12 protein-coding genes are annotated in these 26,358 nt (G+C 76.3%); 8 read left to right on the forward strand and 4 right to left on the reverse strand.

The window, feature by feature from the left end; translation table 11 throughout:
- Window positions 1-88: 88 nt before the first annotated feature.
- From PUR26_RS32830 to PUR26_RS32845, 4 genes are all read right to left on the reverse strand, one after another.
- Window positions 89-286, reverse strand: a complete 198-nt coding sequence (locus PUR26_RS32830; RefSeq protein WP_329878216.1) for a hypothetical protein — start codon at window positions 284-286, stop codon at window positions 89-91.
- Between the two features lie 158 nt (window positions 287-444).
- Window positions 445-963: a hypothetical protein gene (locus tag PUR26_RS32835; RefSeq protein WP_329878218.1), complete on the reverse strand. Its 519-nt coding sequence runs from the start codon at window positions 961-963 to the stop codon at window positions 445-447.
- A 17-nt stretch (window positions 964-980) separates the two neighbouring features.
- Complete coding sequence (locus PUR26_RS32840) at window positions 981-2,609, reverse strand: MFS transporter (protein WP_329878220.1); 1,629 nt, start codon at window positions 2,607-2,609, stop codon at window positions 981-983.
- A 130-nt stretch (window positions 2,610-2,739) separates the two neighbouring features.
- A complete protein-coding gene (locus PUR26_RS32845; RefSeq protein WP_329878222.1) occupies window positions 2,740-5,424 on the reverse strand; it encodes a helix-turn-helix transcriptional regulator in 2,685 nt (894 codons plus the stop codon).
- 600 nt (window positions 5,425-6,024) lie between these two features.
- On the opposite strand from PUR26_RS32845, the gene PUR26_RS32850 reads away from it, so the two are divergent.
- The 8 genes from PUR26_RS32850 to PUR26_RS32885 are packed head-to-tail and all read left to right on the forward strand — an operon-like array spanning window position 6,025 to window position 26,167.
- Complete coding sequence (locus tag PUR26_RS32850) at window positions 6,025-7,323, forward strand: MFS transporter (RefSeq protein ID WP_329878224.1); 1,299 nt, start codon at window positions 6,025-6,027, stop codon at window positions 7,321-7,323.
- 5 nt (window positions 7,324-7,328) lie between these two features.
- Window positions 7,329-7,547: an MbtH family protein gene (locus tag PUR26_RS32855; RefSeq protein WP_329878226.1), complete on the forward strand. Its 219-nt coding sequence runs from the start codon at window positions 7,329-7,331 to the stop codon at window positions 7,545-7,547.
- Between the two features lies 1 nt (window position 7,548).
- A complete protein-coding gene (locus PUR26_RS32860) occupies window positions 7,549-11,253 on the forward strand; it encodes an amino acid adenylation domain-containing protein (protein ID WP_329878228.1) in 3,705 nt (1,234 codons plus the stop codon).
- Window positions 11,238-12,284 (forward strand): MupA/Atu3671 family FMN-dependent luciferase-like monooxygenase, encoded by a 1,047-nt coding sequence (locus PUR26_RS32865; RefSeq protein WP_329878230.1) that lies wholly within the window; start codon window positions 11,238-11,240, stop codon window positions 12,282-12,284. Before PUR26_RS32860 ends, PUR26_RS32865 begins: the two co-directional genes overlap by 16 nt.
- Complete coding sequence (locus tag PUR26_RS32870; RefSeq protein WP_329878232.1) at window positions 12,281-16,855, forward strand: non-ribosomal peptide synthetase; 4,575 nt, start codon at window positions 12,281-12,283, stop codon at window positions 16,853-16,855. The genes PUR26_RS32865 and PUR26_RS32870 overlap by 4 nt, the downstream gene beginning before the upstream one ends.
- Window positions 16,852-20,754, forward strand: a complete 3,903-nt coding sequence (locus PUR26_RS32875) for an amino acid adenylation domain-containing protein (protein ID WP_329878234.1) — start codon at window positions 16,852-16,854, stop codon at window positions 20,752-20,754. The genes PUR26_RS32870 and PUR26_RS32875 overlap by 4 nt, the downstream gene beginning before the upstream one ends.
- Window positions 20,751-24,068: a non-ribosomal peptide synthetase gene (locus PUR26_RS32880; protein ID WP_329878236.1), complete on the forward strand. Its 3,318-nt coding sequence runs from the start codon at window positions 20,751-20,753 to the stop codon at window positions 24,066-24,068. The genes PUR26_RS32875 and PUR26_RS32880 overlap by 4 nt, the downstream gene beginning before the upstream one ends.
- The gene (locus PUR26_RS32885) at window positions 24,065-26,167 is read left to right on the forward strand and encodes a beta-ketoacyl synthase N-terminal-like domain-containing protein (RefSeq protein WP_329878239.1); all 2,103 of its coding nucleotides are present in this window, start codon (window positions 24,065-24,067) and stop codon (window positions 26,165-26,167) included. The genes PUR26_RS32880 and PUR26_RS32885 overlap by 4 nt, the downstream gene beginning before the upstream one ends.
- The last annotated feature ends 191 nt before the right edge of the window (window positions 26,168-26,358 follow it).

Consider the following 26,358-nt stretch of genomic DNA (forward strand, 5'->3'; position numbering starts at 1 on the left):
AGGGGGGGCAGGGGGGCAGGGGGGCAGGGGGGCGTCGCAGGCGGGGCGGGGTTCTGAGGGCGCTCGTCGGGGCGGCCGCGCGGCCGGATCACTCCGGCATCTGGCGCATCTCCACCACCCGCAACCCCAGCGAACGGCAGCGTGCCAGCAGCCCGTACAGATGTGCCTCGTCGACGACGGGTCCGTACAGGACGGTCTGGCCGGACATCACCACGTGGTCCAGCTCAGGGAATGCCTTGGACAGCGTCTCCGACATGTGCCCGTCGACGCGGATCTCATAGCGCATGAGCTGCTCTTCCCCGGGGTCGCCTGGGCGCCTGGGCTGCCTGGGGCAGATGGTGGGCACCCTCTGCTGCGATCGTCCGCCTCGGCGCGGCACCCGCCCTCACCCGGTACAGGTGATCCGGCACTCCCGGCACGGCAGTCCCCTTCAGTGCGTCAGACTCAGTGCGTCAGGATGATCTTGAACAGGGTGATCAGCAGACCAAGGACCAGGTTCACCGACGCCGTGACGGCCATCAGACGCGGGGAGGCGCCGGCCCGCCGCGCCGCGGCCATCGACCAGCCCACCTGCCCGGCCACGGCCACGGCGAGCGCGAGCCAGAGGGAGCCGCCCACCCCGAGACCCAGCAGAGGGCTGACGGCGACGGCGAGCGCCGGGGGGATCGCGGCCTTGAGGATCGGCCACTCGTCGCGGAACGCGCGCAGCACGGTCCGGCGCTCCAGGGGCTCCTGCGACAGGCGTGCCCCGAACAGCTGGGCGTGCACATGGGCGACCCAGAACACCGCGCCGGTGAGGACCAGCAGCAGCACGAGTTCCACGCGCGGGAACGATCCGAGGTGGCCCGCGCCCACGATCACGGAAGCCGCGAGCATGGAGCCGTAGACGCCGCCGGTGTAGTCGGCGTGGGCCCGGCGTTCCGCCCTGCGCGTCCGGGGCGCGCTCTTGCCGGTGCGGCGCATCGCGGCGCTCCGCTGCCTCAGCGGGCCGGGCCCGGTGGCCCGGCGGGGGCGTCGGAGCCGGCGGGCCGCTTTCCGCTCCCCCGCCCGGTGGGCAGGTGCGGGGTGACCAGGAAGCCGGCGAGCGTGATCCCGCCGGTGGCGAGGATCGCCGCCTTCAACCCGTCCAGCTGCGCCGACGCGTAGGAGTCCACGACCGCGTCGACCTCGGCGGGCGGCAGCCCCGCGCGTTCGGCCGCCGAGCGCACCTGCGTGGTGGGCACGAAGGAGATCCCGGCTTCGAGGGCGACGCCGGTCTGCGTGCGGGCTTCCTCCGACAGCCGCGGGTCGTCCTCGACATGGGTGGTGAAGGCGTGGGCCAGGGCACCGATGAGCAGCGATCCGATGAGCGCGGTGCCCAGCGCCGACCCCAGGTTCTGGGCGGTGAACTGCAGTCCACCGGTCTCGCTGCGCTCCTCCTCGCCGACGCTCGACTGGACGACGTTGCCCAGCTGCGAGGCGAGCAGGCCCATGCCCACGCCCATCAGGGCCATGGCCGCGGCGAACTGCGCGTCGTCGATGACCGGGTCGATGGTGGCCAGCAGCCACACGACGGACGCCGCCAGGGTCCCCAGGGCGATCCGGACCACCCTGCGCGGCCCCACCGCCCGGCCCAGGCGGGAGCCGGCCGTGGAGGCGACCAGCATGGTGACGGACACCGGGAGCAGCCGCAGGCCGGTCTGGAAGGCGTCGAAGCCCTGCACCACCTGGAGGTACAGCGGAATGGTGAAGAACAGGCCCAGCAGGATGAGGTTCTGGCTGACCAGCGTCAGCAGGCCGGCGCGCAGCGCGGGGACACGGAGCAGGGACAGGTGCACCAGGGGGTCGGTGCCGTGGCTCTCCCGCCGTCGCTCCCAGCGCGCGAAGACGGCCAGCAGGGCCACTCCGGCTCCGACGACGAACAGGGTCGGGGCGAAGCCGAGAACGGTGAAGGGCGGGTTGCGGGGCTGTACCCACCCCCAGGTACCGCTCTGCAGCACCCCGAACACGCCCAGCCCCAGCGCGGCCGCCGAGAGGGCCGCTCCCACGCCGTCCAGCCGGGGGCGCGGCCCGGTCCGGGGGGCCGTCGCGACCGCGCGGTGGAAGCACAGGACGGCCACGACGACGACCACCTCGCCGGCGAAGACCAGCCGCCAGGTGAGGTACGTCGTCACCCAGCCGCCCAGCAGCGGGCCGACCGCGATCCCCGCACCGGCCAGTCCGCCGACGACCCCGTAGGCGACGGCCCGCTCCCGCCCCGGGTAGTTCTCGGCGACGAGGGCCGCCATGGACGGCAGGACCATCGCGGCCCCCAGTCCCTCGATGACCGACCAGCCCACCGCGAGGACCCACAGGGTGGGCGCCATCGCGGTCAGGGCGGACCCGACGGCGTAGACGACGAGCCCGAGGAAGAACATGCGCCGCCGTCCGAGGATGTCTCCCAGCCGGCCGCCGACGAGCATGAACGCCGCCATGACCAGCGCGTACAGGGTGATGACGGCCTGGATGGCGGTGACCTCGGTGTCGAAGTCCTCGACCAGTCTGCTGATGGAGACGTTCATGACGGACGTGTCCAGGACCATCAGGAACTGGGCGGTGCCGAGGACGATCAGTGCCCGCCATCGCGCCACGGTGTCCACCTCGCCGGGTCGGCCCGGGACGTCGGTGTGGACGGCCGGGCGGCGGCCGGGGCGTGCCCCGCCGCCGGTTCCATCGCAGCGGAAAGGTCCCTCCGGCGCCTCACCCGTCACGGGCGAACGGTCACAGCAGCCGCAGTTCGCGCGCCCGGCGCACCGCGTCGTTGCGGCGGTTCACCGCCAGCTTCCGGTAGGCGCTCTTCAGATGCGTCTTGACCGTGTTCACCGACACGTACAGGTCGGCGGCGATCTCCTCCGTCGACATGGCCAGGGCCAGCCGCCGCAGCACATCGCGCTCGCGTCCGCTGAGCTCCTCGACGGGCACCGGGGGCGGAGGGGTCCCGGCCGGCCGGGGCGGCTCGCCGTGGCCGGGCGGACCGGGGACGAGCCAGCCCCGGGCGAGCTCCCGCAGGGGCCCGGTGCCGAGCAGCGGCCGCAGCCAGGGGCCGGCTTCGAGGAAGGGGAGCCGCAGCCGCTCGCGCCGGGCCTCCTGGAGGGCCTGGGCGACCAGTACGCGGGCGCCGGCGGGGTCTCCCGCCGTGTCGGCGGCCCGCGCCCGGAGGAGCAGGGCCCGGACGGTGACGGCGGGGCCGGTGCGGCCCCCGGTGCGCACGCCGTCGAGCAGGTCGGTCGCGGTGGCGGGGTCCCCCGCGGCGAGGTGCGCCCGCGCGGCGCCCACGGCGCACGCCGCCTGGCCTTCGGGTACCGCCCGCAGCAGCTCGGCGGCCGCGTCCGGGTGGCCCGCGGCCAGCTGCGCGGCCGAGGCGACCAGGGCCGTGTGGCCCTGTGCCCAGGGGGAGGCGGTCTCCGTGACGACGGCCGGTTCCGCGGCCGCGACGGCCGCCCGTACGTCTCCGCGGGCGAGCAGCAGCCGTGCCGTGGCGAGGGCCCGGCCCGCCACCGTCACCGGGTCCCGGGGCAGGGCGTGCGGGTCGGCCGCCGTGTCGAGGAGGGACCGGGCCTGCTCCAGCTCGTCGCGCTCGACGGCCACGGCGGCCAGGACCAGCCGGCCGATGTCGGAGCCGGCCGGGCACGGGGTGAACCGTTCCGTCTCGCCCAGCGCCGCCAGTGCCTTGCGTTCCGCCCTGCCGAGCCAGCCGTCGAGGTAGTCGATCAGCGCCAGGTGGCCCAGGGACTCCGCGCGCACCAGCGCCGTCGCGGTCCCGCCCGGGCCCGCGGCCACCGCGGACAGGACGGCGCGCGCCTGGTCGAAGCTCCCGGCCCACAGCCACGCCGAGCCCAGATGGGTCTCCAGCAGGGCGATGAGCTCGGGGTGCCTGTCCAGCAGGTCGGCGGGCACCTCCTCGCGCAGTCCCCCGGCCGCCTCCGCGGCACGCTCCGCCCTCCCGGGCGCCCCGGTCAGCCGGGCCGCCAGGGCTTCCAGCAGGGCGCAGCTCAACCGGGCGGCCGCCACGGCGGGCGTGTCCCCGGCCGGGCCCGCCCCGGCCAGGCTCGCCTCGGCGCGGGCCAGATGGGTCAGGCCCCGGTCGAGGTCGTTGCGGGACAGGTCACGGGCCGCGCGGACGAGCTCCGTCGCGCGACCGCCGGCCTCGGGCCCCATGCGGGAGAAGAGTCCGGTCAGATCGCCGGAGTGCCGGCCGGTGAAGAGCTGACCGATCGCGAGGTCGTCGACGAGGGCGCCGGCGGTGAACTCCCAGTCGGCGGCGGCGGCGCCGTGCGCGAGTGTCTCCGAGAGGGATCCGTGGCGCCGCAGCCACCGGGCCGCCCGCCGGTGGAGTTCGGGCTCCAGCCCCGGACAACGCTCCCGCAGGTGGGCGCGGAGGATGTCCCCGAACAGCGGATGGAGCCGGTACCAGGCGTGCCCGAGGTGCTCCACGAACGCGTTCGCGCGGTGCAGCCCGGCCAGCAGGGGCCCGGCGTCGCCGCGCCCGGTCAGCGCGTCCGCCAGATCGGGACAGAAGCGCTCCAGCACGCTGACGCGCAGCAGGAGATCCTGCGTCTGGGGTGTCTGCCGCTTGAGCACCTCCGCCAGCAGGAAGTCGGCCACCGTGCCGCGGTCCGCCTCGAACTCCTTGAGGTACCTCTCGGGGTCCGGGCTCTCCCGGGCGGCCAGGGCGCACAACCGCACACCGGCGGCCCATCCGCGGGTGCGGTCCACGAGGGCGCGGGCGGCGGGCATGGCGAGGCGCAGCCCGTGCAGGTCCAGCAGCACCGCGGCCTCCTCGGGCGTGAAGGCCAGTTCCGCGTCCCTGATCTCCGTCATGTCCCCGGCGGCCCGGTAGCGGTGCAGCGGCAGCAGCGGTTCGGTGCGGGTGACGAGGACCAGACGCAGCCCCTGCCCCGCGTGGTGCAGGACGAACTGCAGTTGCTCCGACAGCTCCGGGGCGGTGGCCCGGTCGTACTCGTCGAGCACGACGATCGCGGGCCGGTCCCGGCCGTTCAGGTCGGCGGCGAGCCGCGCCAGCAGCGCGTGGTCCACGCGGTTCGCCTCCTCGGGACGGCCGACGTGGGCGGACACCGGCGTACCGGAGGTGCGCAGGGCCTGGAGCAGGTACGCCCAGAACATGCCGGGCCCCTGCCCCACCATGTCGGTGGTGAGCCAGGTGACGGGCCGCTCAAGCCCTGCCGCCCAGTCGGCGACCAGCAGGGTCTTGCCCGCCCCGGCGCAGCCGTTGACCATGGTCAACGGTGTCAGGGACGCCTCGTCGAGGTGCCTGGCCAGCCGCTCGCGCCGCAGGAAGACGGCCGGCCGCGTCGGCACGGCGTACCGCGTCCGCAGGAACGGTTCGCCCAGGGGATCGACGCATGGATCGGCCGGTCCCCGGCCGGTCTCGCCGGTCCCGTCCACGGCCTCACCACCTGGATCCGTCGGTAAGGGGCTGGGCAGCGCTCCTGCACCCAGGATCCCCAGGTTTCCCCGCGGGCGCGCGCCGCCACGGTGGCTGCGACCCCGGCCACCGCGGTGACCTGCGGTTTCCCGTTCCCGGTGCCTTTTCGCCCCACCTGAGCCGAGGGCGAGGAGCACGAGGGGCCAGTGCCGGCAGGCCCGGAATACCCCCGCGTCCGAGGACGGCCGGCGGCTGGCGCGGGCGTACGCGCCGGGGTGCTGCCCCGGCGGCGTACGGGGGTGGCGCGCGGCGGCGTCCGGGGGTGGGGTGCGAGGAGTTCCCCGCCGGGCGCGTCCCCGCGCGCTGTCCGCAACCCGGCCGCGAGGGGTCCGGCGGCCGGTGCGCCCCCGTCCTCCAGGCTCATCGTGCCCTGGTGAGCGATCCGGAGAGCCCTTGGACGGCTGTTCCCCTCCCTGGCTGAAACGGTTGATCGAACCGGACTTGTGTGCGAGATTCAACCCCGCTGATCCGCTACGGACGTCGGGGTCTTCATGCGCAAGTCCTTACGTGTGGAGGGCGGCACCGAGCCACAAGCTCACCGCCCTGGCCGCTTCGCAGGGATGGGGGGTTTCTCGCTCATATGGGCCGGACAGGTCGTGTCGCTCGTCGGCAACTCCGTCCTCCGGTTCGCCTTCATCATCGAGGCGTGGTCCGCGGGTGAACGGGCCACCGCCGTCACCGCCCTCTCCCTGTGCGCGCTGCTGCCCCAGGTCCTGCTGAGCCCGGTGGCCGGTGCCCTGATCGACCGGTGCACCAAGCGCGTGGCGCTGCAACTGGCCGACGCGAGCGGCCTGATCGTCCTGGGAGCGCTGTGCGCGCTGCACTTCGCCGGGGGCGGGCTCGGCACCTGGCAGATCTATCCCGCCGTGGCCCTGCTCGGCGTGAGTGCCGCGTTCCAGTTCCCCGCCATGGCCTCGGCGGTGCCGATGCTGGTGCGCAAGGACCAGCTGCAGCGGGCCAACGGGATGCTGGCCGGCGCCAAGAGCGCCGCCGACGTGGGCGGTCCCGCGCTCGGCGGGCTGCTGGTCGCCCTGTCCGGCATCGGGGTCATCCTCGTCGCCGATGTGGTGAGCTTCGCCATCGCCCTCGTCACCATCCGGGTCGTGCGCTTCAAGGGCGACGTGGTGCCGAAGGGCTCCGCGGGGCCCCGCAAGCGCATCCTGCGCGAGGCCGGCGAGGGCCTGCGCTACCTCTTCGCCCAACCCGGCCTGCGCGACCTCATGCTGACGTTCTGCGCGGTCAACCTGGTGATGGTCTTCGGGTTCGCGGCCGTGCAGCCCATGGTCCTCGCCCGGACCGGCAACGACGCCGCCGCACTCGCGAGCGTCAACACCGCCATCGGGATCGGCGGGGTGGCGGGCGGGCTGCTCATGGCGGTCTGGGGCGGGCCTCGGGACCGGGGCCGCGGGATGATGGCCGGCATCATCGGCATGTGTCTGTCGGCCCAGGTGGCGATGGCCCTGGCCGGTGGTGTCGTGGGGTGGTGCGTCGCCATCCTGATCGGCGCGCTGATCATGCCCGTGGTCAACGGGGCGATGCAGTCCCTCGTCCAGACCAAGGTGCCGCAGGAGTGGCACGGCCGGGTCTTCGGTGCGGTCGTGTTCCTGTCGCAGCTCTCCGTACCGCTGGCCACCGCCGTGTCCGGACCGCTCGCCGACCACGTCTTCGAACCGCAGGCGGCCGCCGGCACGGGGGTCTTCGTGCTGCTCGGGCCGGTGCTGGGCGACGGACCGGGCAGCGGCATGGCCGCCATGCTGCTCATCGCCGGTGTGTGCGGAATCGCCGTGGCGCTGTGGGGGCTGGCCCGGCGCTCCGTGCGCGACATCGACGTACTGCTTCCCGACCTGAAGGGGGAATGAGTGGCATGGGTGATGTGAGGACGAATCCGTTCGAGGACGAGGACGGGCGCTACCTCGTGCTGGTCAACGACGAGGCACAGCACTCGCTCTGGCCCGAGGGGATCGACGTACCGCGGGGGTGGACCGTCGCCCTCGCCGCGAGCCCGCGGCCCGAGGCCCTCGCGTACGTCGAGGAGCACTGGACGGACCTGCGCCCGGCGTCCATACGCGGCGGCGGATCCTGACATGGGCCGGTGTGTGCACGAGCTGTTCGAGGAGCAGGCCCGCCGTACGCCGGACGCCACCGCCCTCGTGTACGGGGACGAACGGCTGACGTACCGCGAACTCGACGCGCGCGCCGCCCGGTTCGCCGCTCTGCTGCTCCGGAGCGGGGTGGGGCGCGGGGCGCGCGTCGGGGTGTACGTGGAGCGGTCCACGGAGATGGTGGTCGCCCAGCTCGGGGTGCTGAAGGCGGGCGCCGCCCATGTGATGCTCGACCCCGAGTTCCCCGCCGGACGGCTGCGGGCGATGGCCGCCGACGCGGGCGCCGATGTCGTGGTGGCGCGGCGCGGCGCGCCCTGGGACGGCCCCGGCCGGACGGTCCTGGTCGAGGACGGGGGCGGGGACGGGGACGGGGACGGGGACACGGGCGCGGCGGGACGGGCGGGCGGGAACAAGGGCGGGAACGGGGAGCGCTCCGGGGTTGTCGACGCGTCGCACGCCGCGTGCGTGATGTTCACCTCGGGTTCCACCGGGCGGCCCAAGGGCATCGTGGCGTCCCATCACTCCGTGACCGCCACCGTGACGGGGCAGGACTTCGCCCGGTTCGGCGCGGGCGCGGTGTGGCTGCAGTGTTCCCCGGTCTCGTGGGACGCCTTCGCGATGGAGCTGTGGGGTCCGCTGCTCAGCGGCGGGACGTGCGTGCTGCACCCGGGGCAGCGGCCGGACCCGGTGGTGATGGGCCGGCTGGTCGCCGAGCACGGTGTCACGTCGATGTATCTGTCCGGCAGCCTCTTCAACGTGATCGTGGACGAGTATCCGCACGCCCTGGAGGGGGTGCGCGAGATCGTCGTCGGTGGTGAGGCGCTCTCCCCGGGCCATGTGCGCCGGGCCCTGGAGCGGTGGCCGTCGGTGCGCCTGTCCAACGGATACGGGCCCGTGGAGGGCATGGTCTTCCTGACGGTCCACGCCATCACGCCCGAGGACGTGCGCGAGGGGCGTCCCGTGCCCATCGGAAGGCCGCTGGCCGGCAAGCGGGTCCACGTCCTCGACGCACGGCTGCGGCCGGTCCCGGACGGAACGACCGGGGAGCTGTACGCGGCCGGGGCGGGCATCGCCGACGGGTACGCGGGGCAGCCGGGCGTGAGCGCGGAGCGGTTCGTCGCCGACCCGTACGGCGGGCCGGGGACACGGATGTACCGCACCGGGGACCTGGTGCGGCGGCGCCCGGACGGGGTGCTGGAGTTCGTCGGGCGGTCCGACGCCCAGGTCAAGATCCGGGGCTTTCGCGTGGAGCCGGGTGAGGTCGAGGCGGTGCTGGCGCGGCACGCGGACGTCCGCCGGGTCGCGGTGGTGGCCCGCGAGGACCACGCGGGCGAACTGCGGCTCGTCGCCTATGTGGTGGGGCGCCCGGGGTACGACGAGGGCGAGCTCCGCCGGTACGCGAGGAGCGTGCTGGCCGCCCACCTGATGCCGGGCGCCTTCGTGACGCTGGACGCGCTGCCGTTGACGGGCAACGGGAAGCTGGACCGGTCGGCCCTGCCCGCGCCCCGGGCGGTGCGCGGCAGCGGCGGCGCCCTCGGCGCGGAGCCGTCCGGCGCGCTGGAGAGGGCGCTGTGCGGGCTGTTCTCGGAGGTGCTGGGCGTGGCGTCGGTGGGTGTCGACGACGACTTCTTCGCCCTGGGCGGGCAGTCCCTGCTCGCCGCCCGGCTGCTGGGACGCGTCCGTACGGCGCTCGGTGCCGAGATCGGCGTACGGACGCTCTTCGAGGCGCCGACCCCGGGCGGGCTGGCCCCCAGGGTCGCCGCCGCGCGGGCCACCGGGGCCGCGGGAGCCGCCCCCGCCCCGGAGGCGGAAGCCGCCGGCGGGACCACGGGCGGCGGCGGGGCGGGGGCCGACGAGCTGTCGGACGCCCAGCGCCGGCTCTGGTTCCTCGACCGGATCGACGCGGGCGTCGCGTACACCATGCCCCTGCTCGTCCGGCTGCGCGGCGACGTGGACGCGGACGCGCTCGGCGCCGCGCTCGACGAGGTCGTCACCCGGCACGAGGCGCTGCGCACGCTCTTCGACGAGGTCGACGGGGAGCCGGTGCGGCGGGTGCTGACGGGTGGGGCGGCCCGCCCCCGGCTGACGCGGTCGGTGGTGGCCGCCGCCGATCTGGAGAGAAGCATCTCCGAGGCCGCCCGGCACCGGTTCGACCTGAGTGGCGAACTACCGGTGCACGCCGTGCTGTTCACCGTCCGCGAGCGGCCCGACGAGCATGCCCTGCTGCTGGTCGTGCACCACATCGCGGCCGACGGCTGGTCCCTGTCACCGCTGTTCGGGGACCTGTCACGGGCCTACGCGGGGCGGGAGCGGACGCCCGTCCCCGCCGGGTACGCCGAGCTCGGGCGGCGAAGACGTGAACGGCTCGCGGGGCTTCGGGAGCGGCAGCTCGCCCACTGGCGCCGGACGCTGTCCGGCGCGCGGGTGCCCGCGCTGCCCCTGCGGGCCGGGGACACCGGGTCGGCGGCGGCCGGCACCGTCGTACGGCGGCTGGACGGCGCGGCCCACGCGCGGCTGCTGGAGCTGGGCCGCGCACACGGGGCCACCCTCTTCATGGTGCTGCACACCGCGCTGGCCGCCGTGCTCGCGCGGGCCGGGGCGGGCGAGGACACGGTCGTCGCCGCCCCCGTCGCCGCGCGCGGCACCGACGGGTCGGCGGACGACGTGGTCGGATTCTTCGTCAACATGCTGGCGCTGCGCACCGACGCGTCGGGCGACCCCGCCCTGCGCGACCTCCTGGCCCGGGTGCGCGACACCGACCTGGCGGCCCTCGCCCACCAGGACGTGCCGTTCGAGGCGGTCGTGGAGGCGGTGAACCCGGCCCGGCGGCCGGGCCGGCAGCCGTTCACGGACGTCGTGCTCGCCCTGCAGAACAACGCCCGGGCACGGGTGGACCTGCCGGGTGCCGGGACCGAGGTCGAGGTGGTGCGGACCGGAGCCGCCCGGTTCGAGCTGCTGATCGACGTGGCCGACCGCCACACCGCGGACGGGAGGCCGGACGATGTGGTGATCACCCTGGAGTACCGCACGGGCGCCCTGGAGCGGGAGACGGTGGAGTGGCTCGCGGAGGCGCTCGTACGGACGCTGGAGGCGGCGGTCGCCGACCCCGGCGTCCGCGTCTCCGGGCTCGACCTGCCGCGACCGCCGCACCCGGGAGGCGCGGTGGCCGGTGCGGCCCGGGAGGCGGCGGCGGGCGCGCCGGCCGCCCTGCCCGCGCCACTCGGCCCGCCCGGCCCGCTGGAGCGGCGCGTCGCCCGCGTCTGGGCGGACGTGCTCGGTGTCGAGCGGATCGGCGTCCATGACGACTTCTTCCTGCTCGGCGGGAACTCGCTGCGGGCGGTGCGGGTCGCGGCCCGGCTGACCACGTCCGGCGTCGGCACCGTCACGGCCGCCCAGCTCTTCGCCACGCCGACGGTCGCCGGGCTGGCCGCCGCGCTGGAGTCCGGGGCCGGCGGCGCGGACGGCGCCGCCGGCGCCCCGATCCCCCGGCGGGCCCGCGTGCCGCGCCGGAGCACCCGGAAGGCCGCGGCCCGGAGCACCCCGGCCGTGGATCCCCCGGCGGGCCCGCGTGCCCCGCAGGCCATGCCGGTCACGCAGGGCCCCCCGGCCCCGCTCACCCCGGCCGGGAACCCCCGGAAGCAGGAGCAGACGCAGGAGCGGGAGGAGGTGCCGTGGACCTCAGCGTGATGTTCTTCGGCGCCGACGCCGGTGCGACCCGGCACGAGCGGACGTACGACGACATCCTCGACATCGCCCGTACCGCCGACCGGCTCGGGTTCCACGCCCTCTGGACACCGGAGCGGCACTTCCAGCAGGTCGGGCAGGTCTTCCCCAGCCCGCCCGTGCTCAGCGCCGCGCTGGCCGTGGCCACCGAGCGGATCGGCATCCGGGCCGGCAGCGTGGTGCTGCCGCTGCACCACCCGCTGCGGGTGGCCGAGGACTGGGCAGTCGTCGACAACCTGTCGCACGGCCGGATCGGCCTGTCGGCGGCGACCGGCTGGCACTCCGCCGACTTCGTCCTCTCCCCCGGCAGCTACGCCGGCCGGCGGGAGCGGATGCTGGACGACATTCCGCTGCTGCGGCGGCTCTGGGCGGGCGAGGCCGCGGAATTCCCCGACGGCACCGGCGAGATGGTCCGGGTGCGGCCCCAGCCCCGTCCGGTGCAGGGCACGCTGCCCCTGTGGCTGACCACGTCCGGCAGCCCGGAGACCTGGGAGGCGGCCGGCCGGCTGCGCACCGGTGTCCTCGGGGCGACCGTGGGGCAGGGCCGCGACGGGCTCGCCGCCCACATCGCCCGCTACCGGGCCGCCTGCGCCGCCGCCCCCGACCAGGGCGGCACCGGCCCGCACGGCCGGGTCACGCTGATGGCGCACACCTTCGTCGGCGCGGACGACGAGGAGGCCCGGCGACTGGCCGAGGCGCCCCTGAAGACGTACCTCAGGTCGTACGTCCGCCAGACCTCGGCCAACCGGTCCGCGGACCGGCGCACCGCGGAGCTGACGGACGAACAGACCGCCATGATGGCCGACTTCGCCTTCCGCAGGTATCTGACCTGGGGGTCACTCCTCGGCTCGGCCGAGACCTGCCGCACGATGCTCGCCGACCTCGTGGACCTCGGCGTCGACGAGGTGGCGTGCTTCATCGACTTCGGCCTCGGCCGGGAAGAGGTGCTGGCCGGGCTGCACCGGCTGGCCGAACTCCAGAAGGATGTCCGATGACCACCGCTTCCCCCGCCGACCGGTTCAGCGCCCTCGGCTCCGAGCAACGGGTGCGGCTGATGCGCCGCCTGGTGGAGGCCGGCCGGGCCGGTACGGTCCCCGCCGTCGTACCGCCCAGGGACGGGAAGGGTCCGGTGCGGCTCAGCCCCGCCCAGGAGGACCTGTGGGTGTACGACTCGCTGTATCCGGGCACCCCGGCCCTCAACCTCTGCTCGGCCTACCACTTCGACGGGCCCGTCGACCCCGGGCAGCTGACGGCGGCCCTGACGCTGGTGCGGGAGCACCACGACATCCTGCGCGCCAGGATCAGCGGCGAGGCCGGGGACCTGTGGCTGGACTTCCCCGACGACGGGCCGTTCCCGCTGGAGCGCGAGGACCTGCGCGGGACGGGACTGGGGATCGCCGAGGCGTTCGACGCGTTCCGCCGGCGGCCGTTCGACCTGGCGCGGGACCGGCTGATCCGGGCCCGGTTCGTCACGGTCGACGACCGGCGCTCCACGCTGATGCTGAGCCTGCACCACATCATCACCGACTGGTGGTCCTTCGACGTGCTGCAGAGCGAGTTCGCCGAGGCGTACCGGGCGGTGCGGGACGGGGACACGCCCCGGCTGTCCCGCCCGCCGGTCCAGTACGCCGATTTCGCCTCGTGGCAGGACGAGCTGGACCGGTCGGGGGTGTTCGAGGCGCGGCTCGCCTTCTGGCGACGCTATCTGGAGCGGCCGCCGGGGGCGCTGACCGTGCCGGGCGCGCCCGCGGGGAACGGCTCGGGCATCGCCCAGGTGCCGTTCCTGATCGACCGGGAGACCGCCGACGCGGTGCGGGCGCTGGCCCGCCGGCGGGGCGCCTCCGTGTACGTCGTGCTGATGGCGGCCTTCGCGGCGCTGGCGCACCGGCTGTCGGGCGCGGACGACCTGGTGCTCGGCACGCCGACCGCCAACCGGTCCGCCAAGGGCCTCGAGCGGGTGATCGGGTACGTCATGAACGCCGTGCCGACCCGCTGGCGGTTCGGGCCGGACGACTCGTTCGGTGAGGTGCTGGCGCGGTTCGTGGCGGACTTCCCCGAGGTGATGGCGAACGCCGACGTACCCGTGGGGCGGATCGTCTCGGCGGCCGCGCCCGAGCGCAGCGCGGGCCGTTCGCCCCTGTTCCAGTGGGTGTTCATGCACCTGTCGCAGCAGCGCAGTGTGCGCTCGCTGCGCGAGTTCGCCGAGCCCGAGCGGATCCACACGGGCGGCGAGCACGACCTCGTCGGCATCGTGCGGGACGCCGAGGACGGCATGGAGGGCAGCTTCGAGGTCCGTACGGAGCTGTTCTCGCCGGCGGTGGTGGGCCGCTGGGCGCAGGCGTACGTGGAGCTGCTGCGCCGCTTCACCGCGGAGCCCGACGTACCGCTGCGCGCGCACAGCCTGGTGCCGGAGGCGGAGCGGGCACGGCTGCCGGCCGAGGCGGCCGGGCCCGCGGCGCCCGCGCCGCTGTCCCTGCCGGACATGGTGGCGCGCCGGGCGGCGGCCGCCCCGGACGCGGTGGCGCTGGAGTGCGGCGACCTGTCGCTGACGTACGCGGAGCTCGCCGACCGGGTGGACCGGCTGGCCGCGCTGCTCGTGGAGCGCGGGGCGGGGCCGGAGCGGCTCGTGGCGCTGGCGCTGGGCCGCTCGCCCGCGTCGGTGGTGGCCGCGCTCGCGGTGCAGCGGGCGGGCGCCGCCCATCTGCCGGTGGACCCGGGCTACCCGGCCGGTCACGTGCGGTCCGTACTGGCCGCGGCGGCACCGGTGCTGATCGTCGCCGAGGCGGGCACGGACCTGCCCGGCGACATACCGCTGCTCATCCTCGACGAGCGCTGCTACGGCGGCCCGCCGCTGGAGCGCCGGGAGCTCGGCGCCCGGAGCGCCGCCTACGTCATCCACACCTCGGGGACGACCGGACGGCCCAAGGGCGTCACCGTCACGCACGCCGGTGTCGCGGCGTTCGCCCGCGGTTACGGCGAGCGGTTCGGCCTGGGGCCCGCGGACCGGGTGCTCCAGCTGGGGTCCCCGGCGTTCGACATCTCGGTCGGGGAGATGGCGCTGGCTTTCGCGGCCGGTGCCACGCTGGTCGTGGCGCCCCCGGGCACGTCGGCCGGGTCCGCGCTCGGGGGGCTGCTGGACCGTGGGCGGATCACCTTCGCGCTGCTGCCGCCGTCGGTCCTCACGAGCGTGCCCGACGGGGTGTACCCGGCGCTGCGCGCGCTGGCCGTGGGCGCGGAGGCCTGCCCGCCGGAGCTCGTGGCCCGGTGGGCGGTGAGCGGGCGGCGGCTGTACAACGCGTACGGTCCGACCGAGTCGACGGTGGGCGCCACCCTGGCCGGGCCCCTGGTCGCGGACGGCTCGCCGCCCCCGATCGGTACGCCGGTGCCGGGCACGCGCGCGTACGTCCTGGACGAGCGGCTGCGGCCGGTGCCCGTCGGGGTGCGCGGCGAGCTGTACCTGGCGGGCGAGGGGCTGGCGCGCGGCTACCTGGGACGCCCCGGGCCGACCGCCGAACGGTTCATCGCCGATCCGTACGGGCCGCCCGGGTCGCGGATGTACCGGACGGGCGACCTGGCGCGGTGCCGGGAGGACGGTGGCCTGGACTGCCTGGGGCGGGCCGACGACCAGGTGAAGCTCCGCGGTCTGCGGGTCGAGCCGGGCGAGGTGGCCGCCGCGCTGGCCGCGCACCCGTCGGTACGGGACGCGGTGGCGGTCGTACGGGAGGACGTCCCCGGCCGAAGGCGGCTGGTCGGCTACGCGGTGCCCGGCGGGCCGGTGGAGGTGCGGGCGCTGCTCGCGCACACGGCGGCGCTGCTGCCCGCGCACATGGTGCCGTCCGACGTGGTGGTGCTGGACGCGCTGCCGCTGGGCCCGAACGGCAAGCTGGACCGGGCCGCGCTGCCCGCCCCGGAGGTGCCCGAGGGCCGGGCGCCCGCCTCACCGCGCGAGGCGGCGCTGAGCGCGCTCTTCGCCGAGGTGCTGGGGGTGCCGTCGGTCGGCGCGGACGACGACTTCTTCCGGCTGGGCGGCGACAGCATCATGGCGATCCAGCTGGCCGGCCGGGCGACGGCCTCGGCCGGCCTGGCGCTGACGCCGCGGGACGTGTTCACCGCCCGCACCCCGGCGGGGCTGGCGCTGGTGGCGCGCGACGCCGCCCCGACGGGCGCCGGCGCGCAGGAGGACGCGGGGCGGGTGCCGCTGACGCCGATCATGCACTGGTGGCGTGAACAGGGCGGTGACACGGCCGCGTTCACCCAGTCGATGGTGTTCCCGGTCCCGGCGGGTGCGGACGCGTCGCTGGTGGCCGGCGCGGTGCAGGGGCTGGTGGACCGGCACGGAGCGCTGCGGATGCGGCTGCTGGGCGACGAGCTGGAGGTCAGGCCGGCCGGCTCGGTGACGGTACCGGTGCTGCGGGAGCCGCCGCCGGACGACCGGATGGATCCGTTCCGGGGCGAGATGCTGCGGGCGGTGTGGCAGGACGCCGGGGCCGGTCGGGAGGGCCGGCTGCTGCTGACCGTCCACCATCTGGCCGTGGACGGGGTGTCCTGGCGGGTGCTGGGCCCGGAGCTGGCGGCCGCGCTGTCGGGCGAGGAGCCCAGGGAGGGCGACGGGGGCCGGGCCGTGGGCGGGACGCCGCTGCGGCGGTGGGCCGCGCTGCTGCGCGAGGAGGCCCTGCGACCGGAGCGCGCGGACGTGGAACCGGACTGGTGGGCGCGGGCGCTGGCGGGGCCCGACGCCCGGCTCGCGGGCGGACCGGCGGACGGACCGGACACCGTCGGCGGGCGGCCCGGGGCGGGGGCGCGGCGGGGGACGTTCACGGTCGCGTTCGGCGCCGAGGTGACCGAGGCGGTGCTCGGCCGCGTGCCCACGGCCTTCAACTGCGGTGTGGACGCGGTCCTGCTGACCGCGCTGACGGCGGCCGTCGAGCGGTGGCGCGGGAGCGGGCGGGGACGCGGCCTGCTGGTGCACCTGGAGGGGCACGGGCGTGAGCCGCTCGCCGACGACGTGGACGTCTCGCGGACCGTGGGCTGGTTCACCACCCAGTACCCGGTGCGGCTCGACGGCGGACCCGTCGCGGGCGGCGGCTTCTGGGATCCCTCGGCGCCGGACGCCGGCGAGGCCCTCAAGCGGATCAAGGAGCAGCTGCGCGCGGTCCCGTCCGGTGGTCTGGGGTGGGGTCTGCTGCGGTACCTGAACCCGGAGACGGCCGGGAAGCTGGCCGGGCTGCCCGTGCCCGATGTGCGCTTCAACTACCTCGGGCGGCTGACGGGGGGCGACGCGGCGGGCGGTGAGCTGCTCGGGGCGGCGGCGGACGCGGTGCCGCTGGCGCACGCGGTCGAGATCGACGCGGTGGTGCTGGACCGGGGCCTGGTCGCCGGATGGTCGTACCCGGAAGGGACACCGGCCGAGACCGCGGCACGACGGCTGGCACAGCTGTGGCGCGAGGCCGTCGAGGTGCTGGTGGCGCACGCGGCCCGGGAGGGGACGGGCGGGTACACCGCGTCGGACTTCGACCTCGTGGACCTGTCGCAGGACCAGCTGGCCATGCTGGAGGGCGACCTGTGAGCACGGGAATGACCACCGCGGGCACGGGGGGCACGGGCAGTACGGGGCGGCTCGCCGACGTACTGCCGCTCTCCCCGGCGCAGGAGGGCCTGTACTTCCACGCGCTGCGGGACGGCGAGGGGCCCGATCCCTACGTCGTGCAGGCGCGCTTCCGCGTCGCGCCCGGGGCGCCCGTACGGGAGGCGGTGGCGGCGCTGCTGGAGCGGCACCCGAACCTGCGGGCCTGCTTCCGGCACCGGCGCCTGGAACAGCCGGTGCAGCTCGTCCCGCGCGAGGCCGCCGTGGAGTGGCGGGAGACCGGGCGGGCCGAGGGGGCCGACGTCCGGGAGCTGATGGCCGAGGACCGGGCGCGCCGCTTCGACATGGCCCGGCCTCCGCTGGTGCGGGGCACGCTGGTGCACGACGCGACCGGCGCCGACCTGGTCCTGACGTTCCATCACATCCTGCTGGACGGCTGGTCGCTGCCGGTGCTGGCCCGGGACCTGGCGGCGCTGTGCGCGGACCGCCCGCTGCCCGCTCCCGCGCCCTACCGGCACTACCTGGCGTGGCTGCGACGGCAGGAGACCGGGCCGGCCGAGGCCGAGTGGCGGCGGGCCCTGGCGGGTCTGGAGCGTCCGCCGCTGCTCGGGAGCGGTCACCGGGCGGCGCCCGGCGGCGGGGAGGGCGAGCCCGACGTGCTGGACGTCGAGCTGTCCGCCGCGCTCACCGCCGCGCTGGTGCGACGCGCCGCCGCGTGCGGGGTCACCCTCAACACCGTGGTCCAGGCGGCCTGGGCGCTGGTCCTGGGCCGCACGACCGGCGCGCGGGACGTGGTGTTCGGCGCGGTCGTATCGGGCCGGCCGCACGATCTCCCGGGCGTGGAGGAGATGGTGGGCCTGTTCATCAACACGCTGCCGGTACGGGTGCGGCTGCGGGCCGACGAGCCGGTCGGCGGGCTGCTGGCCCGCCTCCAGGAGGAGCAGCTGCGGCTGTCGCCCCACCACCATGTGCGGCTGGCGCGGGTGCAGCGGGACGCGGGCGCGGGGGAACTGTTCGACACGGTCCTGGCGTTCGAGAACTTTCCCCGCGCGCAGTCCTCGCCGGCCGACGCCGTACGGCTGGTGGAGGCCGGGGACGCGACGCACTATCCGGTGACCGTGGCGGTCGTCACGGGGGAGCGGATGCTGCTGCGGCTGAGCTGCCGCCGGGGCATCGCGCCGGACGCGATGGCGGCCCGGCTGGTGCGGGCGTTCGAGGAGCTGGCGCGGGACGGGGAGCGGCCGGTGGGGCGGCTGGAGGTGCTGCCGCCCGGGGAGCGGGCGGCGCTGCTGGCGGCGGCCGCGGGCCCGGCCGTGCCGCGCCCGGACGGCTCGGCGGCCACCATCACCGGGCGGTTCGCCGAGTGGGCCGCCCGCACCCCGGACGCGGTGGCCGTCCGCGCTCCCGGGCGGCAGCTGACGTACGCGGAACTGGCGGCCGGCTCCGACGCGCTGGCCGCCCGCCTGCTCGCCTCGGGGGTGCGCCCCGGGGACACGGTGGCGCTGCTGCTGCCGCGCTCCCTGCCGCTGCTGGTGGCCCAGCTGGCCACGCTGAAGGCGGGTGCCTGCTATCTCCCCCTGGACGCGTCCCAGCCCGTGGAGCGGGTACGGCGGCTTCTGTCGTCGTCGGGCGCGCGCCTGGCACTGACCCCGGACGGGGGCGCGGGACCGCTGCCGGAGGGGGTCCGCGAACTGCGCCTGCGGGACGACGAGCCCGCCGGGGTCCCCGTGGCGGGGGCCGGGGGCGGCGTCGTCGCGCACCCCGACAGCGCCGCGTACCTCATGTTCACGTCCGGCTCGACGGGCGAGCCCAAGGGGGTCGTCGTCCCGCACCGGGCGGTCGTCGAGCTCGCGTCGGACGGCCTCCTGCGCGGCGGCGCCCACCGAAGGGTGCTGTTCCACAGCCCCCACACCTTCGACGCCGCCACCTACGAGGTGTGGGTGCCCCTCCTCAACGGCGGGGCCGTCGTGGTCGCCCCCGCCGGCCCGTCGACGCCTGAGGTCCTCGGGCGGGTGCTGTCCGACGAGGGCGTCACCGGGCTCTGGCTGACGGCGGAGCTGTTCCGGCTCGTCGCCGACCGGGCGCCCGGGGTCCTCGGGACGACGCGGGAGGTCTGGACGGGCGGCGACGTCGTCGACGCCGAAGCCGTACGCCGCGTACGGGCGCACTGCCCGGGCACCTCCGTCGTCATCGGCTACGGGCCCACCGAGACGACGGTCTTCGCGACCGCGGGGGCCGAGGGCATCGGCCTGCCCCTGGACAACACCCGCGCCCACGTCCTGGACGCCGGGCTGCGCCCCGTCCCGGACGGCACCGTCGGGGAGCTGTACGTGGCCGGGGCCGGCCTGGCGCACGGGTACCTGAGGCGCCCCGGCCTGACGGCCGAGCGGTTCGTCGCCGACCCGTACGGCCCGCCGGGCAGCCGGATGTACCGCACCGGTGACCTGGTGCGGCGGGTTGCGGGCAGCGGCGTCCTGGAGTTCGCTGGCCGGGCCGACGGCCAGGTCAAGGTGCGCGGCCACCGCGTCGAGCCCGCCGAGGTGGAGGCCGCCCTGGCCCGGTGCCCCGGCGTCGTGCGCGCGGTCGTGACCGCCCGTCCGCGGGCGGGCGGCAAGGTGCTCGCCGCGCATCTGGTCCTCGCCGCGGGCGCCGGCCTGGGCGCCGTACGCGAGGAGGCGGCGCGCGTGCTGCCGGCGCACCTGCTGCCCTCCCTGTGGGCGCGCGTCGACGCCGTACCGCTCAACGCGCACGGCAAGGTGGACCGGGCGGCGCTGCCCGACCCGGCTCCGCCGGCGCTCGGCGGGCGGGTGCCCAGGCCGGGGCGCGAGGCCACCCTGTGCGCCCTGTTCGCCGAGACGCTCGGCGCTCCCGGGGCCGGGCCCGACAGCGACTTCTTCGCGCTCGGCGGCCACTCCCTGCTCGCCCTGCGGCTGACGTCCAGGATCGAGGAGGCGCTCGGGACGCCGGTGCCGGTCGCCGTCCTGTTCGAGGCTCCGACACCGGCCCGGCTCGCGGCCCGGCTCGGTCGCGGCGCCGGGCGCGAGGAAGAGGCCCATGGCTTCGCACCGCTGGTCACGCTGCGCGCGGGCGGCGGCGGGACGCCGTTGTTCTGTGTGCATCCGGGCTTCGGTCTGGGCTGGGCCTACGGCGCGCTGCTGCCCCATCTGTCCCCCGGCCGGCCGGTCCACGCCCTCCAGTCGCCCGCCCTGCTCGGTGACACCGCGCTGCCGCCCACGATGACGGCGCTGGCGGAGCAGTACGTGCGCCGGGTGCGCGAGGTGCGGCCGCACGGGCCGTACCTGCTCCTGGGGCGTTCCTTCGGAGGGCCGCTCGCCCATGAGATGGCCGTCCTGCTGCGCCGGGCGGGCGAGGAGGTGGGGCTGCTCGCCGTCCTGGACGCCATGCCGAAGCCGGCCGAGGTGGCCCGGCGGCCGCTCGATCCGGCACGGGTGGAGCGGGAGGCGCTGCGCATCCTGCTCCACCAGGGCGTCGCCGACGCCGGAGACGGCAACGACGGGGGGCCCGAGGGCGCCGGGCCGCCGCCGGGGCGTGCCGAGGTGTTCGCACGCGTACGGGACGGCGGCGGTGTGCTCGCCGGCTTCGACGACACCCGGCTGGCGGCCGTGGCGGACGGGTGCGCGCACCATGTGCGGCTGGCCCGGTCCTGGCGGCCCTCGGCGTACGACGGGCCGCTGGTCCTCTTCTCGGCGACGCGCGCCCCGGAGGCCACGACGGAGGCGAAGGCCGCGGCCTGGCGGCCCTGGGCGTCGGCCGTGGACGTCCACGAACTGGACTGCCGCCACGGTGATGTGCTCGATCCGGGGCCGGCGGCCGCTGTCGCCGCGGTCCTCGAAGACGTACTGCGGGGGGAACACGAGTGACGGACGTCAAGGACACCGGGACCACCGGGACCACCGGGACCATCGAGAACACCGACGCGGCCGAGGCCGCCGGGGAGGACGAGGAGTACGGGGCCGCCGGGGAGGACGAGGAGTACGAGTTCCCGCTCTCCGACGCGCAGAGCCGTCTCCTGGTGCTGGACCAGCTGGACCCGGGCTCGGCGCAGTACCACGTGCCCGCCGCCTTCCTCGTGCGCGGTCCGTTCGACATGGGTGCCTTCCACGGTGCCATGGACGCGCTGGTGGCACGGCACGAGGCACTGCGTACGGTCTTCCGCACCGGCCCGGACGGGTCGCCCGTGCAGATCGTGTCCGCCGCCGGCCGGGCGGACGTCCGGCGGGAGTCGGGCCTTCCGGCGGAGGCGGCCGAGGCGCGGATGCGCGCCGAGGCGGCGCGGCCGTTCGACACGGCGGCCGGGCCACTGCTGCGGGCGAGGGTGTACGCGACGGACGACGGCGCCCACCGCGTGCTGCTCGTCGCCCACCACCTGGTCTGCGACGGCTGGTCGCTCCAGGTGATCCTGCGGGACCTGTCGGCCGGTTACGCGGCGAGGCTGCGGGGCGTGCCGTACGAGCCGCCGGACCTGCCCCTCCAGTACCCGGACTACGCGGCCTGGCAGCGGGAGCGGATGGCGTCCGGCGCGTACGACCGCGCGGTGGAGCACTGGGCGGGGCAGTTGCGCGGCGCGCCCGCGACGGTGGCGCTGCCGCTGGACCGGCCGCGCCCCGCGGTCCGTTCCACCGCAGGCGGGACGCACCGGTTCGCACTGGGCGCCCGGGTGCGCGAACGGCTGGCCGGGGTGGCCGGGGCGCGCGGCGCGACGCCGTTCATGGCGCTGTTCGCCGCCTACGCGGCCTTCCTCGGGCGGCTGTCGGGCAGCGAGGACCTGGTGATCGGCTTCCCGGTGTCGGGACGGGACCGGGCGGAGCTCCAGGACATGGTCGGGATGCTGACCAACACGCTCGCGCTCCGCGTGGACCTGGGCGGCGACCCGTCGTACGGCGAGCTGATCGGGCGGCTGCGGGAGAGGCTGGTGGCCGCCCGGCCGCACGAGGACGCACCGTTCGAGGCGGTGGTGGACGCGGTGGCGCCCGCCCGCGAGACCAGCCACGACCCGGTGGTGCAGGTGGTGTTCGCGTACGACGACGACACGGACCTGGGGCTGCGGCTGGCGGACGCCGAGGTGTCGCGGTCCCCGCTGGACCTGGACACGGCCAAGTTCGACCTGCACCTGCACGTGGAGCGGTGGGGCGAGGACCTGTCGGCGCAGTTCATCCACCGTGCCGGGCTCTTCGACGCGGCGACGGTCGGCGGCTGGGCGGAGAGCTTCCGGACGCTGCTCGACGGGGCGCTGGCCCGGCCCGACGTGCCCCTCTCGCACATCGACGCGGTGGCGGCGGACGAGCGGGCCCGGGTGCTGGCGGCGGCGGACCGTACGGCCGAGGCCGCGCCGGCGGACCGTCTGGTCCCGGACCTGGTGGCGGACCGGGCCGCCGAGCGGCCCGACGCCGTCGCCCTGGTGTGCGGCGCGGTCCGCCTGACGTACCGCGAACTGCTGTCGCGCGCCGACGCCCTGGCGGGGCGGCTGCGGGCGGCGGGGGTGCGGCCGGGCGTGCGGGTCGGCCTGCTGCTGCCCCGTTCGGCCGACATGGGGATCGCGGCCCTGGCGGTGCTGCGGGCGGGCGGGGCGTACGTGCCGCTCGACCCGGCCCACCCCGAGGCCCGGCTGGTCCACATGGTGGAGGATTCCGGCACCTCGCTGCTGCTGACGGCGGCGGGCACGGACCGGGACCTGGGTGTCCCGCGCCTGCGGGTGGACCAGCCGGCCGGATCGGGCGGCCCCCACCCGGCCGACGGTCCGGCGCCCGGGCCCCGGGACGCCGCGTACGTCCTGTACACCTCGGGATCGACCGGGGTGCCCAAGGGCGTGACCGTGGAGCACCGGGCACTGGTCAACCTGGCGGTCGCCGTGCGGCCCGCCTTTCCCGTGACGGGCGACGACCGGGTGCTGCAGTTCGTCTCGTCGGGGTTCGACGTGGCCGTCTCGGACCTCTTCTTCCCCTGGGTCGCGGGCGCCGAGCTGCACATCGCCCTGGAGGACGAGCGGCTCGGGGAGGCCCTGTTCGAGCGGTTGCGGGACGCGGCGATCACCTATGTGTTCCTGCCGCCGTCGGCCGCGATGCTGCTGCCCGACGGCGCGGGCGGCGCCCTGCCCGCGCTGCGTACCCTCGCCGTCGGCGGCGAGGCGTGCCCGGCGGAGCTGGTCGGGCGGCTGAGCGCGCCGGGGCGGCGGATCGTCAACGCCTACGGGCCCAGCGAGGCGACCGTCTACGCCACGACCGCCGATCTGCGGCCGGGCGAGCCCGTGGTGATCGGGCAGGCGGTGCCCGGCGCCCGCGTCTGTGTGCTGGACGCGCGTCTGCGGCCCGTCCCGGTCGGGGTGGCGGGCGAGATCTACGTCGCCGGGGCGTCCCTGGCGCGCGGGTACACCGGGCAGCCGGGCATGACCGCCGAGCGGTTCGTGGCCGACCCGTACGGCCCGCCCGGGACCCGGATGTACCGCACGGGCGACCTGGGACGGTTCGACGCCCGGGGGGTCCTGCACTATCTGGGCCGCACCGACGCGCAGGTGAAGCTGCGCGGCTTCCGGATCGAGCTGGGCGAGGTCGAGGCGGTGCTGACGGGCGTGCCCGGCGTCGCGCACGCGGCGGCCGCCGTGCACGACCGGCGGCTGGTGGCGTACGTCGTCGGCGACGCGTCCGACGGGACGCTGCGCGCCCGGCTCGCCGAGCGGCTGCCCGGGTACATGGTGCCGGACGTCTTCGTCCGGCTGGACGCGCTGCCGCTCAACCGGTCCGGCAAGGTCGACCGCGCGCGGCTGCCCGGACCCCCCTCGGTGCGGCCCCGGCTGGCGCAGACGTACAGCGCGCCGGACAGCGGCACCGAGAACCACGTCGCACGGGTGTGGGCGCGGGTGCTGACCCTCGACCGGGTCGGCGCGCACGACAACTTCTTCGACCTGGGCGGCAATTCGGTACGGCTGCTCGCGGTCCTGGCGGCGCTGCGCGAGCGGTACGACGAGGACGCCCTGTCGCTCGTCGATCTGTTCCGGTACCCCACGGTCGCGGCGCTCGCCGCGCACCTCGACCGCCCCGGTCCGGCGCCGGAAGGGCCGGAAGGACCGGCGGACGGACCGGGAGGAACGGCGGCCGCCCGGCGGGGCGGCGACCGCCGCGCCCGGCAGGCCGCCGCCGCACAGCGGCTCCGCAGCAATCGGAAAGGCATTGGACGATGACCGACGTTCCCGAGGGTGCGATAGCGATCGTGGGGATGAGCGGGCGCTTCCCCGGCGCTCCCGACCTCGCCGCCTACTGGGCGAACCTCCGCGACGGGGTGTGCTCCCTCACCGGGTTCTCCGCCGACGAGCTGCTGGCCGACGGCGCCGACGAGCACGAGGTCGGGCACCCCGACCATGTGCCGGTCAAGGGCCATCTGGCCGGCGCGGACCGGTTCGAGGCCGGACTGTTCGGCTTCAACCGGACCGAGGCCGCCGCTCTCGACCCGCAGCACAGGCTGCTGCTGGAGACGGCGTGGGGGGCGCTGGAGGACGCCGGGTACGACCCCCTGCACGGCCCCGCCCGTACGGGCGTGTACGTGGGCGGTTCGCTCACCGAGCACATGCTGGCCGCCGCGACCGACCCGGGGCTGGCCGCGCGGGTGGGGGCCATGCAGGTGCGGATCCTCACCGACCGGGAGTTCCTGGCGCCCTGGGTGTCGTACCGGCTGGGCCTGGACGGGCCGAGCCTGACGGTCCAGACGGCCTGCTCGACCTCGCTGACGGCCGTGCACCTGGCGGTCCAGGCGCTGCTGCTCGGCGAGTGCGACACGGCGCTGGCGGGCGGGGCGGCGGTCGACTCCGTACGCAGGCGGGGTTACGTCCACTACGAGGGCGGGATCTTCTCGCCGGACGGCCGGTGCCGCCCCTTCGACGAGAAGGCGGGCGGGACCGTGCCCGGCAACGGCGTCGGCGTGGTCGTGCTGCGGCGGCTGGAGGACGCCCTCGCGGACGGCGATCCGGTGCGGGCGGTGATCCGGGGAACGGCGGTGACGAACGACGGCGCGACGAAGGTCGGCTTCACCGCGCCGGGCGTGGACCAGCAGACGGCGGCGATCGTCGAGGCGTGGTCGGCGGCCGGGCTGGACCCGGCCCGGGCGCAGTACCTGGAGGCGCACGGTACGGGCACGGAGCTCGGCGACCGGATCGAACTGGCCGCCGCCAAGGCCGCCTTCGGGGACGCCCCTGGCCTGCGCATCGGGTCGGTGAAGTCGAACATCGGACACCTGGACGCGGCGGCCGGCGTCGCCGCGCTCATCAAGGCGGTGCTGATGCTGCAACACGGCACGCTCGCCCCCACCGTGAACGTCACCTCGCCCTCGGCGGCGCCCTTCACGCTGGTCGACCGGACGGTGCCGTGGCCGGCGCCCGAGGACGGCGGGCCCCGGCTGGCGGGCGTGACCTCGGTGGGGATCGGCGGCACGAACGTGCATCTGGTGCTGGCCGAGGCACCCGGGCGACCGGTGCCCGACGGGGACCAGGGACCCCTCGTACTGCCGCTGTCGGCGAGCACGCCGGAGCAGCTGGGGGCGGTGGAGGCGGCGCTGGCGGCCGCCCTGCGGGCGGACGACGCGCCGCGCCTGGCCGATGTGGCGCACACGCTGCGCACCGGCCGCGGCGCGCTGCCGGTCCGCTCCTACGTGGTGGCCCGCGACGCGGCGGAGGCGGCGGCCAAGCTCGCGGCCGGGACGCGCGACGCGGACCCGCTGGGCGAGGCGTGGCTGGCCGGCGAGGACGTCGTGTGGCCTCGGGTCGGCCCGGACGCCGGGACGGCCCCGGCGGGCGCGGTACGGCGGGTGAACCTGCCGGCGTACCCCTTCGCGGGCGAGAGCCACGGCGCCCTGTCGCTCGTACGGGACCGGGCACGGCCCTCGGGCCAGGAGCCGTCCGCGCTCGCCACGGCCGGGGCCGCGGAGGCCGGGCCGGACCGGACCGGGGGCCGTTACGCACCGGACACCCCCGGCGCGGCCGACGGGGACGGGACCGGGGCCGGGCCCGTCCCCGACGTCGAGGCGGCGGTGGGAGAGGTCCTGCGCGAGGCGCTCGGGCTGGACGACGTGCCCGGCGCCCTGGACCGGACGTACTTCGAGGCGGGCGGCGACTCGCTCACGGCCGTGCACCTGGTGGGGCGCATGCGCGACGAGTTCGGCGTCGACGTGCCGATCGACCTGTTCCTGGAACAGCTGACGCTCGCGGAGCTGGCGGCCAGGGTCACGGCCCTGCGTAGCGGGGACGACGAACTGGACGCGCTGCTGGCGGAGTTCGAGTCCGAGGCGTGAGCCCGCCGGTGCCGCCCGCGCCCCGGGGCGACGGCCTCGGCGGCCGGGGGCGGTGCGGGACCGCCGGCCCTCCGGCCCTCCGGGGCTCCGGGGCTCCGGGGCTCCGGGGCCCCGGGGCCCCGGGGGCACTGCAGGCGTACACCGGCCACCTGGGCCGCACGCAGCTGACGCACGCGGTCCCGACGACGGTC

The sequence above is a fragment of the Streptomyces sp. SP18CS02 genome (assembly GCF_036322365.1).
Taxonomy (GTDB): Bacteria; Actinomycetota; Actinomycetes; order Streptomycetales; family Streptomycetaceae; genus Streptomyces.

Coding starts and splice junctions, on each gene's coding strand:
- PUR26_RS32835 (WP_329878218.1), bottom strand. CDS start 963: ATGCGCCGCACCGGCAAGAGCGCGCCCCGGACGCGCAGGGCGGAACGC.
- PUR26_RS32885 (WP_329878239.1), top strand. CDS start 24,065: ATGACCGACGTTCCCGAGGGTGCGATAGCGATCGTGGGGATGAGCGGG.
- PUR26_RS32860 (WP_329878228.1), top strand. CDS start 7,549: ATGGGCCGGTGTGTGCACGAGCTGTTCGAGGAGCAGGCCCGCCGTACG.
- PUR26_RS32850 (WP_329878224.1), top strand. CDS start 6,025: ATGGGGGGTTTCTCGCTCATATGGGCCGGACAGGTCGTGTCGCTCGTC.
- PUR26_RS32870 (WP_329878232.1), top strand. CDS start 12,281: ATGACCACCGCTTCCCCCGCCGACCGGTTCAGCGCCCTCGGCTCCGAG.
- PUR26_RS32855 (WP_329878226.1), top strand. CDS start 7,329: ATGGGTGATGTGAGGACGAATCCGTTCGAGGACGAGGACGGGCGCTAC.
- PUR26_RS32830 (WP_329878216.1), bottom strand. CDS start 286: ATGCGCTATGAGATCCGCGTCGACGGGCACATGTCGGAGACGCTGTCC.